We start from the raw sequence: 20,987 nt of genomic DNA, 5'->3' as shown, positions 1-20,987 counted from the left end.
CCGCATGTCTTTACTCGATAGCACCCGCGACGGTAGCGTCGCTCACGACGGGCCGTCGCTCGAGTGCCCAACCATGGTGAGAGGCACCAATTCTACGCCGACGATGGCTATCGTCGAGCACCTCGCCGCGACCACGTGCATCTTACGGTCGGTTACGCGCTTCGATGAAGGCGAGTTGCTGACGTTCACCCTTACGGTCCAAGGCGCTCCGCAGGTGACCGTGAGCGGCCGGGTGGCCGAGCGTAGCACGAATGGACCGCGTTCGCGCTACGCACTTAATCTAGAACCGATGGAAGCCGGCCAACGCGAAGATATCGCGCAGCTCACGCGCGAGGCGACGTATCGTCGCTCGATCGGCCGGCCGATGCCGGACGTTTCGACCGAAAACGGACTCACACGATCGAGCGTTCGCGTCCCGGTGGATATTCCGGTTCGCTACGAAATCAAGGGGCAAGAATCCGGCGACGGGCGAGCGACAAATCTATCGGCGGGCGGCGTTCTGATCGTATGCGCTGCCGATCTTGCCGTCGGCAGCGCGCTTCATTTGGCGTTCTCGCTCTCACAAGAGGCGCAAGCCCACCCGCAGATCGCGATCCAAGCGCGAATCGTTGCGAGGCAGCCATTACAGAATGGCTCATACTCCTACAATCTTGCCTTTCACGGAGCCGACCCGTCGGTCCGCTCCGCGATCGACCATCATGTGAGAGCCCTGCTGCAGTAAGTTGCTCCGGCTACGGCTTGACGTAGCTCCAGCCTTCTTCTTGCAGCGTCATGAGCCGTGCGACACCCGCCGGCACGATTCGTGCTTCCGGTAGAATCGCCAACTTCTTGCCTTGTTGTTTTTCCATCGTCTGCAACGTTACGTTGCACGCCGAAAAAGTAACGTCGGGAATGCTCGTCTTGATCTGCGCGATACGCGCTTTTACAGGAGAGGTACCCGCAAGGAGCATATTGAGGCCCGGCCCGTAAGCGACCAGTTCGATCTGCACCGTCTCCCCGAGTTTGGTATAATAATTGTCGATATTGACGATGTTATTCAGCGCCAAGTTCATAATTGCCGGATTATTCGCGCTCACCTGAAACACGATGTGGTGCTTGGTGGGAAGCGCCGGCATGGTGGATGCGTGCGTCGTCGCTGCCCGCGCAAACACGATCCCGAGCGCGCAGCAGAGTAGCAGTGCGAACGTGATAATACCACGCCGCGTTAGTGTGTGTTGGTTCACGCAGGTCTCTCCTTAAAAGTAGCAGTGGCCCCGGCCGTGCCCATCATCCGTAAGAGCATGACCGCTAGACGGTATTTCGCGACATTTGTCGCATCCGAGTGCGCTGCCCCCCGACTCGGCGTCATTTCCATCGCGAATTACGCGAGAAGGTATCGCAGAATTCGTTTGTGTCACCTAAGTCGGATTCGTTTTCCGGTTACAAGGCCACCGCCGAAGGGAGCGCCAAGCTCCAGGCGGCCAAAGGAGCCTACATGAAATTAGGAGTCGCCGGCATGGAGCCGGGCCAACGTACACTCAACGGCCCGCAAACCTCGGGCCGAACGTACCGGAACCTTTCCGAGCCCGCCTATACGATAGTGCAAGAGATCGACGTTGCCGTCCCGATGCGCGACGGGATCGCTCTGCTGGCCGACGTGTTTCGCCCCGATAGCGATGCAAAATTTCCCGCCCTCATCGCGGCCTCACCCTATCCCAGACAGATCGAAAACAGCGGCGCGCCGATGGGATTTGTCGAGGCGGGCGCAACAGATTTTTTCGTACCGCGCGGATACGTTCACGTGATTGCAAACGTCCGCGGCACTGCGGGCTCCGGCGGCGAATACAGCTTCTTCGGCCCGGTCGACCGCACCGATGTGTACGATCTGATCGAGTGGGCCGCAGCGCAACCATGGTGCGACGGCACCGTTGGGATGTTGGGAATCAGCGCGTTCGCCATAGCGCAGATTCAAGCTGCCGTGGAAAACCCTCCGCATCTCAAGTGCATCTTCCCCATGGCCGTTACGACCGACATTTATGAAGCCGCTTACCATCACGGGTTGCTGAGCAAAACCTTTATGCTCGCATGGATACGCGCGGTCGGCGTGTTCTCCGGCTTGAGCGATACGTTTCTACGCGGAAAAATCGTGGGATTACTCGAGGACGTGCTACGCAGCCCCAAGGTCCACGCACATTTTGCCCATCGTAACGGCGAAGCGGCGCTCGCGCTGATGGGCCCGATCGTCCAAGGCCATCACAACCCGCATCCGTGGGACGACCTGCTCAACGCCGTCGTTTTCGACCATCAAACCAAAGACGCGTTTTGGCAAGAGCGCGATTTAACTTCGCTCGTCTCAAAGATTCGCGTCCCGGTGTATTTAGGCTGCGATTGGGAGAACGTGCCCATGCATTTGCCCGGAACGTTTACCGCTCTAGATAACATTGCCGAAGGCGTACCGGTGCGCGTGGCCATGCTCGGAAGTTTCGGAATGACCTGGCCCTGGGAGAGCATGCACGTCGAGGCCCTTGGGTGGTTCGACCACTGGCTCAAAGGCCGCGATACCGGGATCATGGAGGGTCCGCCGGTCCGTTACATTCTGCCCGGAGCGGACGACGTATGGCGCGAAAGCCCGTCGTGGCCACCACCGGAAAGCAACGCGCAGGTATTCTTCCTGCGCGGCGATGGCACGCTCAGCCCGCAGAGCGGGCCGCACGATACCGACCGCGTGTACGATCATCTGCCCGAGGCATTAGCTTCCGTGCGAACACCCCAGAACGCCGTGCCGGCGTCGCTGGCGTGGACGACCGCCCCGCTCGCAAACGATCTGGATCTCGCGGGCAAAGTGCGCTTGAGGCTCAATGCGACCATTAGCGGCGGCGACACGAGTTGGATCGTCGCATTGCAAGATGTCGCTCCCGACGGCACCGTGGTGGACGTTACGGCAGGTTGGCAGCGAGCAGCATTGCGCGATTTGAAAACATTCGAACCCGCGCAGCCCGATATTCCGCAACATTACGAGATCGCTTTAGTCGACAATGCCCGACGCTTCAAGGCCGGGCACTCGATTCGCGTGTTGCTTCGCAGCGATGACACGGCCGGTCCGGAGCCGATCATGGGGTTTCGCCACGCGCCGATCGGCATCGCATCCCGCAACGTCATCCACGCGGGTTCGCAGCTATCGATCGACTGTATGAGTTGAGTTCCCTAGGGAGTCGTCTCGCCCGGTGCGGGCTAATCGCCCGACTAGCGAACGCGACGCTAATGCCCCCACCGCGGTAAACCACCAACGGCACGTCGCGCAAACGTGCGCGCGACACCCGCTTCGAAAGCCGCTCAAATGGCCACCTCGCGGCGGCGGAAAACAAAAACGCCCCGTTTTCACGAGGCGTTACATGGAGCCGACGAGCGGACTCGAACCGCTGACCTGCTGTTTACGAAACAGCTGCTCTACCAACTGAGCTACGTCGGCGCGCCAGGTATTTCTCGGGGTTTATGCGGCCAAAATCCCCAAACTCGGGGAGCCGTCGTTGCCCGGGTACCCAACCCGCGCCGAGGCTGGTTCGCCAGCCGCTTTGGCCGCCCTCCACGGAAAATGTCGGAAGCGATTGGTCTCTCCGTAGCCGCAGTTTTCGAGCCTGAGCCTAACCTACCTTGAGGTTCCGTAAGCCTCGAAATTACGCAGCCTTGTAAAGATTGGGACCTCACCCGAATGGACTGGGGTCATCGGAATGAGAACGCGGGGCCCCTGTAAAACGAATCGAGGTGCCGTGCCGGTAGCACAGGGTGTCTATAAGGTTGGGACTGCTCGCGACCGCCGTAGTGGATGAGGGGGACCTATAGACGCCATGAGGAGCCGGCCCGAGATCGCGCGCGATTCTTTCGACGACGCAGATATCGTCGTGCGGTTCTTCGGGAACGTGAGCTTACACATCGACGGCCAGGAATGCCGCTTACGCGTTCCGCGCCGCGCGCTGGAGGTGTTGGCGCTCCTGGCCTGTCACCACGGGAGGCGGGTCGAACGCAACCTCATCAGCCAGGCCCTTTGGCCCGATTCACCCGAGGAGGAGGGACGGGCAAACCTCCGGCGATATCTGCACCTTCTTTCGAAGACCCTGCCGGGCGCCGACCGCTCGCCCTGGTTCCTCGGCGACAAGGTCGCTCTATGGTGGAATGCCGAGGCACCATATCGCGTCGATCTCTTCGAATTCCAGTCTCTCTATACGCAAGGCGACGCGAAATCCGCCTTGGCGCACTATGGTGGCGACCTGCTCATTGGCGCCTTCTCGGAGTGGATCGAACCGTATCGCGAGCGATTTCGCTCGATGGCCTTGCAACTGCTCCGCCAACAAGCCGGCAGTGAAGACCATGCCGAGGCGATCGCAGCGGCGGAGCGAGGCCTCTCCATCGATCCCTATGACGAGGAGATGGTCCGGCGTCTTATCACACGGCGTGCAGTAGCCGGCGATCGTGCCGGCGCGGTCGCGCGGTACCATCAGTTCGGGCGGCGGCTACGCGACGACCTCGGCACGGTGCCGGAGCCGGAAACCTCGGCCATCTTCGAGTCTATTCTAAACGAAGCGGGACGGCGTTCGAACCGCCACACTACGCTGCCAAGGCCAAATACTACGTTCCACGGTCGCGACACCGATGTCGCAACGCTACTACGCATTCTCGATACCGAATCGCTGGTCACGCTCGTCGGCCCCGGAGGTATCGGCAAAACCCGGTTGGCGATCGAGGCTGCGTGGCGCACCATCGATGCATTCCCCGGCTCCGTGTGGTTCGTGGATTTCGGCAGCATCACGCTCGGTAAAGATGCCGTCGAGGCCCTCCGGCGCAGCGTCGGCGACACATCGCAGCATGCAGATCCATTGGAGGCGATTCGGCAACGCTGCGCGGAACAACGCACGCTGTTCATCTTCGATAACTGCGAACGCGTTCTGGGCAGCGCGGCTCGTCTTGCTCGCGACCTGACCGCCGTTTCAAGCACGCGTGTCATTGCAACGAGCCGCCGTGCGCTGGGCGTTCCCGGCGAACGGCAGCTACGCGTCTCTCCGCTCCGCATTCCCGACCTGCGCGGAGATGCCGTCGCGACGATCGCCGAATCCCCGGCGGTTCGACTCTTCGTCGATCGCGCTTCCGAATTGGACGCGTCGATCGCTTTGAGCCACGACAACGCACGCATGATTGCCGACATCGTTTCAAGGCTCGACGGCCTGCCGCTCGCCATCGAATTAGCCGCATCTCGTGCAAGGCTGTTGAGTATCGACGATATCGCCGAGCGCGTCACCGGCAGCATCGACATCCTTCGCCCTTCGTCCGCGCCACGTATCGCGCACCGACACGATACGCTCGAATCCACGATCGAGTGGAGCGTGGCGCTCCTCTCTCCAAAAGCGCGGTCTCTCTTCGCATACCTGTCGATCTTTCCGGGAGCTTTCAATCTCATTGCGGCCGAAGCTGTATGCACGTCTGACGATGTCGGCACCGTAGACGTTCTACCGCTTCTCAATGAACTCGTAGAGGGTTCGCTCCTTTCCATCGAACACCCGAAAGCCGATGCCGTACGGTATCGCATGCTCGAAACGATCCGGCGGTATGCGCGCACGTTGCCGGGGGCCTCTAGCCCGGATGTCTGCGAACGACACGCTAGGCACTTCATGCAGCGCGTGCACAATGCATCATCGGCGCGCAAGATACGCAATGGATTACGCGCCGATCACGACAATTTCATGACGGCCTTGCGCTGGTACGAATCTCAAGCCGACGTTGAAAACGTTGCCGCGCTCACCTTTGGCCTTGCTTGGTATTGGCGGCGTACGGGGCACGTTCGCGAAGGAATCGCGGTCGTGCATCACCTCCTCGATAAATACCTCGGACAGGCTCAACCGCGAGCGCGCGCTGAGTTGACGCGCTCGGCGGGCATCCTGGCGAACGCGCGCGGTGACTGGAGCGCCTCGTGCGATTGGAACGGCCAGGCGGCGATAGCCTTCGCGCAATGCGGCGACCGGCTTGCGGCCATAGAGGCTCGCGTCGGCGTCATACACGCACGGTCGTCATCCGGCCAGCCCATCGCCGAAACCATCGCGCAATACGAAGAAGCGCACGCCGAGCTATGCGCCATCGGCGAAGAGGTGACGGCGGCAGAATTACTGGCCAACATCGGCATTTCGTACTACCTCAGCGGCGACCGCGCGCGCGCGCGTAAACATCTCGTGAGCGCCGTCGCGATCTGTCGGGAACACGGACGCTTGGATAGCGCGGCGCAAACCTTGATCCAGCTCGCTGCGATTTACCGGGTCGATGCCCTGCACGACGAAGCGCTGGCGTGCGTTAGCGAAGGCCTCGCAATCGCGCGCGAGCTCGGCGATCCCACTGCCGAAGCAAACGCGCTGCGCATCTTCGCTCAAGTCAACCTCGACGCGGGACGGATCGAGGAAGCCGGCTCGGCATTACGCACCGCATTGAACGACCTCGATTTCGGATACGAGACGCTCAGTTCGATCTTTACATTGGAAACCGTCGCCGAGTTGTTCGCCAAACAGTGCCGCTGGTTAGAAAGCGCGCGCATCCTAGGGTTGGTTTACCATATACAGCAGCGTCATGGTGTCGGATATCAGAACGTAATGGATAAGAATCCCGAACTAATCTCACTCCTACGGTCGCACCTTGGCGAGCACTTCGAACTCGCCTTCGAATTCGGGGCGACGCTCACGCCTGCTTCGGTCGAAAGAATGCTCGGCTCGGATTCTTGAACGCCCTTGCCTTACGGCAGATTCCAAGCGCCTTTCGACCCCTCGTTCGTCAGCACGGTATTGATGAGATGCCCGGCTAGCGGCACGCCGACACCGGTGACGAGATCGTAGCCTTGTTTGGCTGCATAGCCCACGCCGCTCGGTCCGTACGCGTTGTTCGCGCCATTTGCGCCATAGGTCACGTCGAAGAACGTTGCCGGGTACTGCTTCGCATTTGAATAGATCGAATAGAAGAGCGCGGCGGGATCGCCGAGCCGATAGGGATGCGCTCCGGTTCCCCTTGAGGCGCAGGTGGCATCCGATTTGCATGCCTGAACCACGAGCGCCCACATCGCTGCCATCTGCGGTGCTGCAAGACTCGTCCCACCGACCGGAATGACCTCGACTTGTCCCGGAAACGCTGCGTTCATGACGGTCGACGGCGCGGTATTCGGGTCGGCCATCATTGAAATATCCGGCTGACCGCGATACCCGCCGGTCATCGACGTCACTCCGGCTGCCGTTTGCCACGACGGAGCAAAGAACACGACCGAAATGCCGCCGCCCGATCCGACATCATTCCCAAACATTCCGTTTCCTCCGCCGCTGGTCTGCTCGCCCCATGCGGTAAACTGCGTTTGCAGCGTGCCATCGCCGTTCAGAGGCGCGGTGACGCCGCCGACGGACACCACGTTGGGATCGCCGGCCGGGTAGCTCACGCACGGCGGATTACCAAGATAGAATGCACCAAGTCCGCCGCATTCGTATGCGCCGTTGTCTCCCGACGATGCGAAGACCGACATCCCTTCGGCAACCATCGTGGCCATCTCGACGGGGCCGTAGCCGTAACCCAGAGCAGTGTAGTAACCATTGGACGACACGTACCCGGCGACGCCAAAGGGCTCCCCAAGTCCATAGCTCATCGAAACGATGTCGGCGGAATTGTCAGCGATGATTTGTTGAATCTCCGCATCGGCGAGTGCGATGCCTTCGGCGGGCGTTCCCTGGCCGGCCGGGCACTGAGCATTCCCTTGCGTGATGCCGGTCTGCAAATAGCAGTCGTTTGGATTGTAGCCGAGGTAGAAAAGGACGTTCGCACCTGGGGCGAGCTCCGCGACCGATTCGGTGTCGAGCTGGGCTTCGTAGTCTTCTGGATTGCAACTGGTCAACGGGAGAGCCGACGTATTGCACGGCGCCGTGACGGGCGGCGGGGTTTGGAACCCGCTGGAATAGGGATAGCTCACCGGAGACGGTAACGGCGTCGGCGACGGCGCGCCGATCCCAAGCCCGGTCGTCACACCCGCGTCGGTGACATCCACCTGCGTAACCGTCGCCACGGGCGCGTTAAATATTCTGCCGAGATACGGGACGTCTTGCGCCGAAATCGGTCCCGTGCCGACGATTGCGACATTGACGCCGGTCCCCGAGAACCCTCCGGTATAGGCGCCGCTAAAATCGAATGCGCGCTGCATCTGTTGCGGGGAATAACCGCGTAACTGCGAGTTCGGCGGTCGCAGCATGTAGTCGCGATTCAGTTGTGCATGCACCATGCCGACTACCGCCGCGATCGGCTCCGCGTTCGTGAGATGCGGCGCCTGGATCGGCGCGACGAAGCTGATGTTTCCCGAGGCATATATGCCGAATTTTGTATTGAACGCGCGCTCCATCGCCCCAACCGCACCGGTGACAAACAACGATTCGCGCTGCGGCCAACCGCTCACGTGGATGCCGTAGCCTTTAAAATACGCCGCTGCCGCTTGGTAATCTGAAGAGGTCGCGCCGAAACGATCGGCAATCTGCTGTGGCGTGAGGAAATGGCGATAGTTCCCGGAATTCGGGTCGCTCACGTCGTGTGCGTACTGCACCAAGCCGGTCGCATCTCGCTGATTGACGACCACCTGCATGCCGACGGTCCCGTTCTCGTTGGCCGGACCTTGCAGAACAGAGCCTTTGAGAAGATCCTTCCCCCAAGCGAACGACGCGAGTTGGGCGGGGCCGGTGTACGGAGCTATGCTCGCCGCCGGCGCCGGATTTTGATTAGGAATCGATCCTTTTCCACCGCACGCCGAAATGAGGATCGCGGCGAGCGCACCTGTGAGCGCAAGTACTTTGGAGCTTTTCATCGGTTAACGAACTCCCTTGGCGGCGGAACGGTTCAAGAGGTTTTTTGCTAGGGCACGAATGCGTTTCGCGCGATCGGTTTCGATTGCGGCGACCATGCGCAGCCGTGCAATGGCGATCTCAGCCGTAGAGACGGGATGCAGCGTCGGGCTCTGCCCGCCGGCGCTCTTGCGACCGGCAGCGCTCTGCGGATAGGCGCCTTGCGACGCCAGCGTCAGAGTCTGCGCTATCGTCGTTGTCTGGAGCGCACCCGACCCTTGATAGAACACCGGTGTGATCGTCGTATCCATGCTGTAATCGAAATAGGTGTTGACGGTGCTCGCGAGTTGGACGCACACGGGCCCGAAACCATCGACGACATAAGCGGTCGTCGTCGTGGACGTGACCGTTCCCAATACGGTGTCGGTGCTCTTGAGTTGCTGTTGTATCTCCCTGCCCTGCGTGCCGAAAGCGGCCGGCGCGTTGCACGCCGCCGGAATCGTTTGGGGCCCTAGATCGTTGTCGCTCTCACTGTAGAGCGCGAGCGGGGTCTTGTACCAAATCGGCATCGATGCGAAAGGCGCAGCCGGTGGCGGCGAAGGGGCGCCGTAGAACAGGTCGGCTAGCTGATACGTCACGTAGAGAAACTGCGCGTTTGACGACTGGGCGCTGGGAGGGCTGATGAAATAGTTATCGTAGATCGTTTCGTTCGCCTGGAATCCCGTACGTCCGTTCTCGTACCGAACGATCTGGACTTCGCCGCTACCGTCGGCGTTTTCGCTGAGTATTGCCTTTACCGACGGATAGTCCGTGCCCGTTCCATAGATCTGCTCGGTGTCCGTATAGGTCCCGTCAGCCGCAGTCGTACGCGAAGCGGTTTCACCATCGATGAACGTTTGCGTCATCGATGCTGCGGGGCTATTCGTCCACGATGCACCGGTGGTTTCCGGAAGCTGATCGACGACTTGCGGTGTCGCGTATTGCACGGTGGTCGCATCGCCGACATCATCGACGCTCGAATACCCGAGCAACTGGAACGCGCTACCGCTTTGATAGTAGAAGTCGTTTTTCGACGATAGCGTCTGCGCCGGGTATACGTCGGACTCGAGTGTCTGGAAGTCTTGCACTTGCCCGGCTCCAAACGGATTAGGGGTCGTGATGACGGTCACGTTTTGCTTGATGGTAGCACTCGCTGCGGTCGGCGGTAACGGGCTTGCCACAGGATAAGTGTATGCATCGCTTCGTGCCAACGTCCCGTTAAAGGTAAACGTGTCGCCGCCGGCCGCCGGATGCGGCGGGCCGCTCGGCGCCGGCGTCGGCGTCGGCACGGCCGGCGTAACGGGGACGTTCGGAATGTTCGGCCCCGAGCCGCCGCTCGCGCCGCCTCCGCCGCATGCGGCAAGTCCAAATGCCATCGCGCCGATGGCGATCAGTCGATACTTCGCGTTCATGAGACTCCGTGCGGTCAAGGTTTCAAGCGTGTGCTTCACAATTGCACCTGCTGCATTCCAACGATACCGGAGACGTAGAGCATGCCGGTTGCATGGTCGTACACGATCCCGCCCGTGGGTTGGCCGAGGGCGGCATTAGCACCGATGCCGTCGAGTTGCGTTTGCGCGCAAGCGCTGTTGTACTGCGAGGTTGGATCCGGGCCCGCGACGGTGAAGACCACGCCGGACGTGCTGACCCGTCGCAGCCAACACGAGTCCGCAACGTAGAGGTAGCCGTCATCCGGGTCGTACGCGATGCCCGACGGCGACTTGAACTCAGCGGCCGATCCGGTGCCGTCGACGATACCCGATTTAATGCCGCGCGTACCGCAGCCCAGATATCCGGCGATCGTCGTTACGGTGCCGCCGGGGGTCATCTGGCGCACCGCGCAGTTTGACCTGTCGGCGAAATAGAGATTTCCATCGGTGGAATCGTAGGCGATCCCAATAAACGTCTGCATTCGGGCGAGGCTCCCGGTGCCGTCGGCATGGCCGCAGGCCGGATTCGGCGGCGTCGATCCGGCGATCGTCGTTACGGTGCCTGCCGCCGTCACTTGGCGGATGGCGCAGTTATCCGCGACATACAAAGCATCGGCGGCCGAGTCGTACGCCATGCCGGTGACACCCGTATACGTGCTCGACCACGTCCCGAAGCGGGCTGCGGAACCGGTGCCGTCGGCGAAGCCGCACGCCACCGTCGGCGGCAGGCTACCCGCAATAGTGGTAACCACGCCGGCCGTCGTCACCTGGCGCACCGCGCAGTTCGCAGTATCCGCCATATACAGGTTTCCGTCGTGCGAATCGTAGGCCAAGTTTGGGCTTAGGGCGTAACCGATCTGCGCTGCGGCGCCGGCCCCGTCCACGTATTGGCTCGTGGTCCCGCACGGGCTAGCCGTGCCGGCGATCGCCGTGAATACGCCCGCCGTCGTCATTTGAAAAACCTGGCACTCGTTGGAGACGTAGAGATTGCCGTCGACCGTATCGCCCGCTACGCCGCCGATGTAATTCCACGGGACGCCTATGGTAATCGTTGTCGCCTTTGCGACCGATGCGAGTGCAAACGTTGCCGTCACCGGGCTACCGGTGAAGCTTGGCGTTGCGGTAATCGAAAGTGTCGCGTCACCGCCGCCCGTTGACGAAAGCGTGAAATCGTTGGGATTGTTGTTCGGCGCGGGGGCGATCGCGATGCCGGATCCGGAGGGCGCGCCGCTCACCGTAACCGAGAGCGCCGGCGCACCCGGCCCGACGATGTAGTTGCCGTCCGCATCGGCCGACGTGATGACGAGCATCTGCGGCACGCCCCACACCCATTGCAGGCCCGCGCTCGATGTTAGCGTGTTATTGGCGACGATCGTACCCGAGGGCATCGGCAGCACCTGGATCGCCGCCGGTACGCCCGCTAGAACGACCGGAACCGCCGGCGTTTGCCCGGCGACGAAATTCACGACGATGCTATTTGCGGAGAGTTGGTTCCCCGCGGCGTTCTGCTGGTCGTAGGTAACGAACGTGAGCGTATGCGATCCGGCATTCGCGCTAACCGTCACGGTGCAGTCGAGCGGATAATTTGCACCCGCGCTGCTGCAGTTGGGCGAAGCCGGCAGCAGGTTTTGCGTTACCGCAGAGCCGCTGTCGACTTGCACCGTGATCGATTGCGTGGACGGAGAAACGAAAGCCGGCTTCCGGGCGGACGAACTCGTGCCCGCCTTCGGAATGGCGATCACGATGCTGACGCTGCTTGTCGCACCGGGATTGTTCGGGCCCGACGATGTCGCCGGAAGCTGCGGCGTCGTGCCGCTCCCGCCTCCGCAGCCGGAGAGCACGAACGCGAGGCACGCACTCGTGCCAAGGATCTTCCGCATCATAGTTGCACCTGTCGAAGATGGTAGCCGTCAAGAATGTAGAGCATGCCGTTGCTCGAATCGAATGCCAGGCTCGTGGGGGGGCCAGGAAAATTGGCAACGGTCCCGAGGCCGTTCTCCCATTGCGTTCGACTTGGGCCTGCGCCGGCGATGGAGGTCGCGATGCCGGAAGACGTCACCTGGCGCAAGATCGAATTATCGGTGACGTAGAGATTTCCGTCGTTCGGGTCGTAGACGATCCCCCTCGGTCCGGCGAATCTGGCGGCGCTGCCGGCACCATCGGTTATCGTGCACGTCGCCGTCGGCGGAGCGGCCCCGGCGATCGTCGTTACGACGCCGCCGGTCGTTACGCGCCGGATCGCGCAGTCTGCGCTATCGGTCACGTATAAGTTGTGGTCGCCCGAATCGTACGCGATCCCCGCCACCTGGCCGAACTGCGCGGCACCGCCGGTACCGTCTGTGTAGCCGCAGGTCGAGCTGCCGGCGATCGTCGTAACGACGCCGCCCGGTGTAACCTGACGGATCGCGCAATTATCCCCAACGTAGAGATTCCCATCGCTCGCGTCGTACGCGATGCCGATCGGGTCGATAAAGCGGGCCGAAGCGCCGGTCCCATCCAGCCAGACGCAACTCCCGTGTGCGCCGGCGATCGTCGTGATAGCGGCGCCGCTGGTCACCTGCCGGATCTCGCAATTGAAAGTATCGGCAACGTAGAAATTTCCGTTGCCGGCATCGTAAGCGATGCCTTCCGGGTTGGTGAATGCCGATAAGCCGACGCCCGTTCCGTCCAGCGAACCGCAGGTCGCGCTGCCCGATGCCGCGCCCGCGAAACTCGTAATGTATCCGATGTTCGGAGCGGCCAGTTGGACTTGGCGAACCGAGCACGCCATGGAATCGGTGAAGTATAGGTTTCCGTCGACTGAATCGTACGTGATGCCGATCGGATTGCTATCGATCGTAGCATAGGCGGTCGTCGAGCTACAGGACGAGCAGCCTGGCCCGTCCTTGAAGCCGGCAAAGGAATTTCCATCGATCGTACTGACGAGCACGGTCGAGGTGAGCGCCACGTTTACAACGAGGTTGCCACCGGCGAGCGCCGATGCGGGTGCGGCCGTCACCGCCAGCGTCGCCGTCCCGGCACTCGTCGCACTCAGGACGAAGTCGTTCGGATTGCCGTTTGCAGCGGCAGCGATAGCGATGTTTGCGCCGCTCGTCCCGCCCGTGACGCTCACGCCGAGCACCGGCGCTCCCGGCCCCACGATATAGTTTCCGTCGGCGTCCATCGCGGCCACCGCAATCGTCCGCGCGGCCCCGAAGAAATACTGGATTCCGGAGGTCTGGTCCCCGGATATTCCAGCCGCGCCGGCAATCGGCGCGACTTGCAACGCCTTTGGAACACCGGCGAGCGTCACGTCGATGAGATTTACCTGATTTGCGACCAGCGACTGGGTCACGCTGTTAACCGATAGCTGGTTCCCGGCCGCACTCGTCTGATCGTAGGTTGTGAAGGTGAACGTGTGGCTGCCCGGAGCCGCTACGACATCGACCGTACAGGTGAGTGGCGAAAGCGGTGCGGGCACGTTGCAGTTGGCCGAGCCGGGCGTGAGATTCTGCGCGACCGGAGTTCCGCTATCCACCTTCACGGTGATCGATTGCGTCGATGCCGATACATACTCCGGTTTACGCGTGTGCGCGGTGCTCGCGGCTTTAGGTGGAATCGCGATCACGACTCGTGCGAGCGTCTGCCCGCCGACGGAATTCGTTGCCGCCGGTGCTGGAATCGTAGGAGCCAGCGAAGTACCGGCTCCTCCTCCCCCGCAAGCGGAGAGCACCAATGCGGACAACGTGAACGCACTCGCGGTGAACGCACCGCGACGAGACTGCATCATCAGTTGATTACTCCTTGCGAGATCGTGACGCCGACCGTTACACCGGCACTATTGCCGTTCGAGTCCTTGATCGTGACCGTGCAGCTTCCGGCGTTCTGCGGGGTCACCGTAAAGGTGGCACTCGGACCGCTCGCGCTTGCCGTGGAGACGGATGCAATCGTTCCCGATCCGGGATTGCAGGTGTCCGTCTCGATGAAGCTGCCGGCATAGCCGCTCTCGCTCGCGTTGAACGTCTGATTGTAGGCGCTCCCGGCGGCGAAGAAGTTTAGACTGCTTGGCGTGACGACGATCGGTGAGCCCGGGGTGGCCGTCGGTACCGGCGTAGGGACGGGCGTCGCCGTCGGTGCAGCGGTCGGCGTCGGCGTCGGCGTCGGTGCCGATGTCGGCGCAGCAGTCGGCGTCGGTGCGGCCGTCGGGGCCTGTGTCGGCGTGGGTGCGGCCGTTGGAATTGGCGTCGCCGTCGGCAGCCCGCTCGATGTCGGCGCCGGCGTGGGGCCGCCGGTGAACGCGACCGTCAGTTGCGTCGTCGCTACGCCCGGAGCGCTCGCGGTAATCGTGGCGCCCGAAGCCGGCCGCCCATCGTATGAAAGCGTTGCGGTTTGGCCCGGCTGCGCGATCGTCACCGGGCTGATACTCGCCGTACCGCTTGCGTTCGAAACCGCAAGCGTAATTGCCGAGGCGTATCCGCCCGGCGCGATAATGATGTTTCCATCGGCGTCCATCCCGGTCACCGTGATCGTTGATGTTCCGATACTGCCGGCGGGCAGCGAAGCCGGATTGCCTTGCAGCGCGATCTTGGCCGCAACACCATTAAAGGTAACGCCGATCGCATTGTTCATTCCGGCAATAACCGACTGCGACGTCGAGCCGGTTGAAAGGAGGTTGCCGGATCCGTTTTGGCCGTCGTACAGTGAAATCGTAAAGCTGTCGTATCCGATCGGCGCTTCGATATTGACGGTACACTGACTTGCCGCGCAATTCGCGGTATTCGTCGTCGCGTTGGCGCCGGCCGATGCTACGGAGATTGCAATCGACTGCGTAGAAGGCGACACGTACTTCGGTTTCGCCGACCGTGCAGATGCCGTTGCCGCGCGCGGTACGATAACCGTGAAGGCCACGGGCGCACTTGCCGCGGGCAGCGCTTGCGGGGGACTCGCCGCCGGAAGCGACGCCATATTGCCGCCGCCGGAGCAGGCGGCAAACAGGCTTACACAGCACAGCGCAACCAGTATGCGGTGCATCATTGTCCACCTCCGGTCGTAACCGTTACCACTATTGGCAATATGGCGTTGTGGCCGTTTGCATCCGAAAACGTCGCAGAACACGTTCCGGCACCGACGGGCTGGACGATATATTGGTTGCCGGACGGCGTTATCGTTGCGACCGACGAACAGGTCGAATTCAAGGCAAAGGCTCCCGTGTAACCCGCTTCTGAGACCGTGACCAACTGCGCGGCACTCGGGGAGGTTCCCAGAAACGAGAGCGCAGACGGTGAGACGGTGACCGCGCCCGAACCCGCACTCAAATAGAACAGTTCGAACACGTACGTTTGATTTGCGGCGAACGTCATCGGCGTTTGCGTACCGGCGAAGACGACGATGCCGTTGCCGAGAGTACCGGGGCCCTCAATCACCTGCCACGAGGCCGGCGATTTCGTCGGATCTGCCAGCGCAAGATAGAACGATCCGCTCGGTGCACTCTGAGCGTTCGAAGAAGACCGTAATGCCGTCGGCGTGGGTAAACCGTTCAATGAAAACTGGAATCCCGGCGCGCCGGAGAGGGTCACCGTGGCGCTCATCAAGGCACCCACGAACATTTCGCCGGCGTTCACGAGCGGCGGCACGCCGCTCGGGGCCGATGTCGTGGCGCTCAGCGAGAGCGTAGCGCCGCTTGGCGCGCTCCCGGCACTCGGCACCAACATACTACCGGTAAGCCCGCCGGCTGAAAACGGAATCGCCAGGGGAAACTGTGCAACCGGAATAGTATTCGGCGTGGCGGTCGCGAGCGGGCTCGCGGGAATTGACGGTCCAGAGCCTCCGCCTCCGCCACAGCCGGAAAGGACGGCGGCAAGAACGCAGGCTATGGGCACTTGAATCAAGCGCAGCTTCATCGACGCAGCGTATCAATCGCCCGTCCGAAAACCGTCCGACTTTTTTACTCCGGATCGTGACGGCGGCGCGAACGCCCCCAAGAATGGCAAATGCCCCGAGCCGACTCGGGGCATTTGCTGAACGGACGAGCGCCTCGGAGGCTAGCTTGCGCGGGAGCGTTGCAACTTCTCGAAAAATTCCTCCGGCTCCAACGCCGGCGCGTACAGAAATCCCTGGAAATCGTGGCATCCCATTTCGCGAAGCGCGTGATATTGATCGATGTTTTCTACGCCTTCAGCCGTGATACTCGCCTTGAGTTCCGCCGCGATGCTCATAATCGCCCCGACAACGGACTTATCGTATTGGTCGCTCAAAATGCCGGAAATGAACGTGCGATCGATTTTGATCGTGTCGATCGGAAGCCGGTACGCACAGTTGAGGGACGAATATTCAATGCCGAAATCGTCGAGAGCGATCGAAATGCCCGCACCTCGGAGGTCTTCGAGCACAGAAATGGCTTCGTCGTCACGATCGATGAACGTTCGTTCCGTCAGCTCGATTCCGATGCAAGCCGGTGGGATCCCACATTCGAAGAGCCGCGAAATGATCTCCTCCACGAAGCCGGGGTCGCTGATCTGTATGGGTGCGACGTTCAGCCAAACCTTCGTGCGTACTCCCAACCGTTGCCATGCCTGCAGCTGCGAAAAGACGCTATCGAGAGCCCAATTGCCGAACTGCCGCATCAGCGGACCGTTCTTTTCGATGATCGGGATAAATTCTAACGGCATGACCAAACCCCGGCGCGGATGCTCCCATCGAACCAGCGCTTCGGCACCGCTGATTGCGCCGCTCCGAAAATTCCACAGCGGTTGGTAATGCATGACCAGCTCGGAGTTCAGGATCGCATCCTGCAACTCGAGTTCCAGGCAAAAGCGCTCCGCAGCGGCTAAGCGCGCCCCCTCGGTTACCAGCGATACGCCGCCGCCGCCATACTGCTTCGCGTCGTAGAGTGCCGCATCAGCGCCTTGCAATAGGTCGTCAACCGTAATTCCATCCAACGGGAAGCGGCTGATCCCAATGCTCGCCGTCAAGACGTGCCGCTCTTTTCCCGCTACGAAGGCCCCCACGAAAGCACTGCGTATGCCGTCAGCGATAGATCGGATGTCCGATGAGCCCGATACGCTGCGCACGGCGATGAGAAATTCATCCCCGCCCGAACGCGCGATGAGGTCGTCGTGCTTCAGAACGCTTGAGAGCCGACATGCAATTTCGCGCAGGATGCCGTCTCCTATGTAGTGACCGAGCGTGTCGTTAATCAGCCTAAAGCGATCCAAGTCGAGGAATACGAGCGCGACGCCGGAGCGCGAGGACGGGTCCTCCAGTAAGCTTTCGAGTTTGCTAAGGAAGGCGTGACGCGAGAGGAGGCCGGTGAGCGCATCGATCGCATCGGACGATTGCGCGCCGGCATCATCCGGCCGAGTCTCGCAGGCTTCGATGGTGGCTTCCAACAAGACCGCTCGGCGTTCTTGACCGGCATGGTGAAAGCTCCCGCGCTCTTTCACATACCTTTGCGCATGATCCGCGGATCGCAGACGATAGGTCACTTCGTACGCAGAGGCGCTTTGAATCGCGACGTTGACGCTGCGCCCTAGTAGCGGGAGATCGTCGGGGACGACGTACGAAAGATACTCCGATCGTGAGTATATGCGCCCATCACACCCCACGAGTTCGGAGAGTTCGGGTGACCCGCGAAAAGAGCCGGTGGAAAGCTCGAACAAATATCGCGCGCTCGAGGCCTCACTCATGCCCCACCTGCACAGGACGCGACGCGCCGGCCGCTCATTAAGCTCCGCAATGCATGGTGCATGCCGGAAACGTAGCACGCCCATCGTCCGATAAGCGTCCGAAGATCACCGCACGCGGGCTAGGCCTTCGGTTTGTACGCGAATCCTTGAATAAATGCTTTGCCCGTTCCGCGGTCGCCCCAGACGGCCCAGATGTTGCCGGTCTTCGGGTCGATCGCGGTCGTATGGAAGCCGTTCGCGACGACCCGAGAAGCCAGCAACTTCGGCGTACCTGACCCAGCGACCGAGAAGAGCACCAGGCTCCTACCCGCGCATGCAAGCCAGCCGCGCGATTGGTCGAAACTGCATTGATCGACCTTGCCGGGATAGGCGATCTTATGTAAAAGCTTGCCGCCGCGACTGTAGACCGCAAGCGTACCGTTTTCACCCGCGGCAATCAGCGCGTGGCCCCGCTCATCGTATTGGAGCGGATGATTGTTGCTCAGCTGCGGCGTTGCGAAGACGCGTGCAACCTTGAGCGTGTGCGGATCGATCACCGCAATCTCGCCGAGATTCGAAATGTTCTGATAGACGTCGTGCGTTTGCGGATCGATCTGTATGTACTCCGGTTTGTGCCCGGGCAGCGCCACGGTGGCGATCACCTTGAACGTTGTCGTGTCGATGACGAAGATTCGCGTCCCGTCGTCTTCGTCGGCATAGATGCGCTTGAGGGTCGGGTCATAGGCGATGGCGTCGACGGGCCCCGCCACCTTTACGGTTCGCAGCACTTTCATGGCCACCGGATCGACCTCGCTCACGCTCTGCCCGCGGCCGTTGCCCGTATAGACGTGCCCGTTCGCCGGATCGACGGCCACCCCGGCCATCGGGCCGACCTGCACGAGGCCGAGTACCTTGCCCGTATCCGCGTCGGCAACCAGCAGCGCCTTGGCGCCGCCGTGGGCCGCGTAGACGCGCCGGCGGACCGGGTCGACGGTCACGTAATCGAATCCGCCGCCGGGCGTAACGGCCTGCGGTGCTGAGATCGGGATCAACGGCATCGGGTCATACTCCTATGAAGCGGCGAGCCTACGACGGCTTCACCTCGGTGTCGTGAAAAGTGCCTCGTTTGGCGGTGGTATCGAGCTCTAAATCTTCAAGCAGGTAATAGACAATCTTGCGGTCGTCGAAACCGACCTTGGCCAGTTCGCGCCCGCCGATTTCGACCACCTCGTGGATGTGCCCGGTCTGGCCGGCATAGGTATAGTTGACCGCGGTATAGTTCGGGTCGTTGGGCTTGGGATGCGGGATCGCGGTGACGCCCCGCAGCGGCGTGTTGTGCCGGTGCATGCCAGGCCCGTTCTACGCCGGGCCCCGATTCGCTTCGCCCGGGCGAAAAGAGGGGTCGTCAAAATGCGGATTGCATGATGAGGGATGGTCATCGCATTCCGGGGCAAACACCCCAAGATCCATCCCACCGCGTTCGTCGCTCCCACCGCCGTCTTGATCGGCGACGTGGAAGTAGGCGAGGAATCGAGTATCTGGTTCGGCGCGGTTTTACGCGGCGACAACGGGCCGATCCGGATCGGTGCGCGTACCTCCGTGCAAGATAACGCCGTTCTCCACGTCACCACGCTCACGCAAATCGACGATGACGTAACGATCGGCCACGCTGCCATCATGGAAGATTGCCATGTGAAGCGCCACGCGCTCATCGGCAGCAACGCCGTGTTGCTGAACGGCTGCGTCATCGGCGAAGGTTCGCTCGTGGCGGCGGGCAGCGTCGTCGGAGAACGCGTGGAGATTCCCGACCACGTTCTCGCAGCCGGCGTTCCCGCGAAGGTCAAGAAGCCGATCGAAGGCGAGGCCGCAACCTGGATCAAAATCGCCGCCGAGGAGTACGTGCATCTTTCGCGTGCCTATCTCGCCGAGTCCATCGGAACCCCCGCAGAGCATACGGAGCAATCATGACGCTCGTCCGGGATACCGTCGCCGCATTCATTCAAGAAGAGGGCCATAAAGTCGACGTCTCCGTGATCGACGAATCCGAGGGCGTCGCCGAATTGCTGTTTCGCACTCGCGGACAGGTGTTTTCGGTAACGACCCACGAGCGCAACCCGGACTTTTATACGCTGGCCACCGCCTACGAAATCCCCGACCTGGCGCGCGAAAACACCAACAACACCGAAACGCTCGCGATCGTACAGGGCGAATATCCGGAAGTGCAGTTCACGATGGCGCACGACGGCGGCCTCTTCATTGCGGCGGCGCAAGAGCAACCCGGATCGCCGGAAGCCTTTACGAAAGCGTTTTGGGACGTCGTCAATCGCGTGCGCGATGCCGGAAACACCGCCATCGAGCGCATCGTCGACCGCACTGAAAGCAAAGCCGCCGCCGATAAGTTCATCAACTCGCTCACGATGGGAGAGCGATGAACCCGGACGACGTCGGCGATTACATGCTGCCGCTCGAAGAAGCGCTCGACGACGAAGGCCTGCTCTTCACCCGCGACGACGACGACGACGCGCTACGCATCGCCTTCAAAAGCGAAGGCGACCGCTACTTCATCATCAGCTATCGCGACGATCCGTCGTTCGTCATGCTCGGCTCGGGTTGGGCCCTCCCCGCCGAGATCGATGTAGACGACGCCGTCGATGTCGCCAACGGATACAACGTCCGCAAAAAATTCGTCAAGACCGCCGTGTGGGAAGACCAGCGCGACGTCCTCTTCACCGTAGAGCTCTGCGTCAGTTCGGCCGACGAAGTCCGCCCGCACGTCGGGCGCCTACTCGACGTACTCCGCGAAACCGCGGCCGAATTTTTCGACGATCTCCGCGAAGACGACGACGATGACTAGCAAGCGCGCCATATCGTCGCAACGCGCATATTACGCTTCGTAGTAGATTTCGATCTCGTAGTTGTCGGGATCGACGAAATAGATCTGTCGTTCATTGCCTTCGCCGAAGGGGCCCGACATGATGTTGACGCCGCCGGCGCGCAAGCGTTCCGCCCAGGTGTCGACGTCTGCGGCCGACGCAACCTGGAAACCGAAGTGAAACTTGCCG

At 61.5% G+C, this 20,987-nt stretch carries 16 protein-coding genes and 1 tRNA gene; 6 read left to right on the top strand and 11 right to left on the bottom strand.

Annotation, left to right across the window (positions count from 1 at the left end):
* Positions 1-4: 4 nt before the first annotated feature.
* Positions 5-721, top strand: coding sequence for a PilZ domain-containing protein (locus VMW12_13930; protein HUZ50822.1), 717 nt, complete (start codon positions 5-7; stop codon positions 719-721).
* 10 nt (positions 722-731) lie between these two features.
* Here VMW12_13930 and VMW12_13925 read toward each other — a convergent pair whose 3' ends face one another.
* Complete coding sequence (locus VMW12_13925; protein HUZ50821.1) at positions 732-1,223, bottom strand: hypothetical protein; 492 nt, start codon at positions 1,221-1,223, stop codon at positions 732-734.
* A 251-nt stretch (positions 1,224-1,474) separates the two neighbouring features.
* On the opposite strand from VMW12_13925, the gene VMW12_13920 reads away from it, so the two are divergent.
* Positions 1,475-3,178 carry a CocE/NonD family hydrolase gene (locus VMW12_13920; GenBank protein ID HUZ50820.1) on the top strand — a complete coding sequence of 568 codons (1,704 nt, stop codon included), beginning with the start codon at positions 1,475-1,477 and terminating at the stop codon, positions 3,176-3,178.
* A 194-nt stretch (positions 3,179-3,372) separates the two neighbouring features.
* Here the strand turns inward: VMW12_13920 and VMW12_13915 are convergent.
* Positions 3,373-3,448 (bottom strand) — tRNA-Thr (locus VMW12_13915).
* 376 nt (positions 3,449-3,824) lie between these two features.
* On the opposite strand from VMW12_13915, the gene VMW12_13910 reads away from it, so the two are divergent.
* On the top strand, positions 3,825-6,734 hold the full coding sequence (locus VMW12_13910; GenBank protein HUZ50819.1) for a BTAD domain-containing putative transcriptional regulator: 2,910 nt from the start codon (positions 3,825-3,827) through the stop codon (positions 6,732-6,734).
* An 11-nt stretch (positions 6,735-6,745) separates the two neighbouring features.
* Here VMW12_13910 and VMW12_13905 read toward each other — a convergent pair whose 3' ends face one another.
* From VMW12_13905 to VMW12_13865, 9 genes are all read right to left on the bottom strand, one after another.
* A complete protein-coding gene (locus tag VMW12_13905; protein ID HUZ50818.1) occupies positions 6,746-8,836 on the bottom strand; it encodes a S53 family peptidase in 2,091 nt (696 codons plus the stop codon).
* Between the two features lie 3 nt (positions 8,837-8,839).
* Positions 8,840-10,303, bottom strand: a complete 1,464-nt coding sequence (locus VMW12_13900; protein HUZ50817.1) for a hypothetical protein — start codon at positions 10,301-10,303, stop codon at positions 8,840-8,842.
* Positions 10,300-12,165 (bottom strand): hypothetical protein, encoded by a 1,866-nt coding sequence (locus VMW12_13895; protein HUZ50816.1) that lies wholly within the window; start codon positions 12,163-12,165, stop codon positions 10,300-10,302. The genes VMW12_13900 and VMW12_13895 overlap by 4 nt, the downstream gene beginning before the upstream one ends.
* Positions 12,162-14,051, bottom strand: a complete 1,890-nt coding sequence (locus VMW12_13890) for a hypothetical protein (protein ID HUZ50815.1) — start codon at positions 14,049-14,051, stop codon at positions 12,162-12,164. The genes VMW12_13895 and VMW12_13890 overlap by 4 nt, the downstream gene beginning before the upstream one ends.
* Positions 14,051-15,295 (bottom strand): hypothetical protein, encoded by a 1,245-nt coding sequence (locus VMW12_13885; protein ID HUZ50814.1) that lies wholly within the window; start codon positions 15,293-15,295, stop codon positions 14,051-14,053. The genes VMW12_13890 and VMW12_13885 overlap by 1 nt, the downstream gene beginning before the upstream one ends.
* Positions 15,292-16,161, bottom strand: coding sequence for a hypothetical protein (locus VMW12_13880; protein HUZ50813.1), 870 nt, complete (start codon positions 16,159-16,161; stop codon positions 15,292-15,294). The genes VMW12_13885 and VMW12_13880 overlap by 4 nt, the downstream gene beginning before the upstream one ends.
* A gap of 141 nt (positions 16,162-16,302) precedes the next feature.
* On the bottom strand, positions 16,303-17,946 hold the full coding sequence (locus tag VMW12_13875) for an EAL domain-containing protein (protein HUZ50812.1): 1,644 nt from the start codon (positions 17,944-17,946) through the stop codon (positions 16,303-16,305).
* 119 nt (positions 17,947-18,065) lie between these two features.
* A complete protein-coding gene (locus VMW12_13870) occupies positions 18,066-18,983 on the bottom strand; it encodes a YncE family protein (protein ID HUZ50811.1) in 918 nt (305 codons plus the stop codon).
* Positions 18,984-19,011: 28 nt separating this feature from the next.
* Positions 19,012-19,272, bottom strand: a complete 261-nt coding sequence (locus tag VMW12_13865) for a hypothetical protein (protein HUZ50810.1) — start codon at positions 19,270-19,272, stop codon at positions 19,012-19,014.
* A gap of 84 nt (positions 19,273-19,356) precedes the next feature.
* On the opposite strand from VMW12_13865, the gene VMW12_13860 reads away from it, so the two are divergent.
* From VMW12_13860 to VMW12_13850, 3 genes are read left to right on the top strand one after another with little or no spacing between them, the layout of a single operon-like run.
* The gene (locus VMW12_13860) at positions 19,357-19,893 is read left to right on the top strand and encodes a gamma carbonic anhydrase family protein (GenBank protein ID HUZ50809.1); all 537 of its coding nucleotides are present in this window, start codon (positions 19,357-19,359) and stop codon (positions 19,891-19,893) included.
* On the top strand, positions 19,890-20,357 hold the full coding sequence (locus tag VMW12_13855) for a hypothetical protein (GenBank protein ID HUZ50808.1): 468 nt from the start codon (positions 19,890-19,892) through the stop codon (positions 20,355-20,357). Before VMW12_13860 ends, VMW12_13855 begins: the two co-directional genes overlap by 4 nt.
* The gene (locus VMW12_13850) at positions 20,354-20,779 is read left to right on the top strand and encodes a YbjN domain-containing protein (GenBank protein HUZ50807.1); all 426 of its coding nucleotides are present in this window, start codon (positions 20,354-20,356) and stop codon (positions 20,777-20,779) included. The genes VMW12_13855 and VMW12_13850 overlap by 4 nt, the downstream gene beginning before the upstream one ends.
* Positions 20,780-20,987: the final 208 nt, after the last annotated feature.

Source organism: Candidatus Dormiibacterota bacterium (assembly GCA_035532835.1).
Classification (GTDB): domain Bacteria; phylum Vulcanimicrobiota; class Vulcanimicrobiia; order Vulcanimicrobiales; family Vulcanimicrobiaceae; genus DAHUXY01.
The sequence above is the reverse complement of the archived record's forward strand: the minus strand, read 5'-3'. Positions and strand labels throughout refer to the sequence as shown.